Annotated in this window: 1 protein-coding gene; it reads left to right on the forward strand. The window is 69.4% G+C overall.

Annotation, left to right across the window (positions count from 1 at the left end; translation table 11 throughout):
- On the forward strand, positions 1-723 hold a 723-nt coding region (locus sphsw_RS05790; protein WP_042466637.1), incomplete at both ends, for a glucan biosynthesis protein.

Genomic DNA, 723 nt, shown 5'->3' on the forward strand with positions numbered 1-723 from the left:
GGCACCCCCCGCAAGCGCGGCGCCGCGGCGTCGTCCGCCCCCGCGCTGGGCAAGCCCGAGTCGTTTTCCTGGGAGGCTCTGCAGCAGCGCGCCGCGGCGCTGGCGCGCGCGCCCTACCGCGCACCGGCCAAGGTCGCGGCGGCGGAGGCGATCGATTATGATGCGGTAGGGTCGATCAGCTACAAGCCCGAACGGACGCTGGCGGGCGGCATCCGCTTGTTCCCGCTCGGCCGTTATGCGCCGACCCCTGTCGCGATCCATGTCGTCGAACGCGGGCAGGCGCGCGCGGTCGACTTCGCCGCGGATCTCTTCAAGACCGAATCCGGGCATCACGCCGCCCTCGGCATCGCCGGCTTCCGCGCGGTGTCGAGCGACGGCAAGAGCGACTGGATGGCGTTCATCGGCGCCTCTTACTTCCGCACCGCCGGTTCTCAGGATCAATATGGCCTGTCCGCGCGCGGTATCGCGATCGACACGGGGATCGACGGCAAGGAGGAATTTCCCGCCTTCACCGCCTTCTGGATCGAGGCGACGGGCGCGCAGAGCTATACCGTCTATGCCCTTCTCGACGGGCCCAGCGTGACCGGTGCGTACCGCTTCGTGTGCCGGTACACCGACGGGACCGATGGCGGCGTCGTCCAGGATGTCTCGTCGACGATCACGCTGCGCAAGGACGTCGCGCGGCTCGGCATCGCGCCGGCGACGAGCATGTTCTGGTATGGC

This window comes from Sphingomonas sp. FUKUSWIS1, from assembly GCF_000733135.1.
Taxonomy (GTDB): Bacteria; Pseudomonadota; Alphaproteobacteria; order Sphingomonadales; family Sphingomonadaceae; genus Sphingomonas; species Sphingomonas aerolata.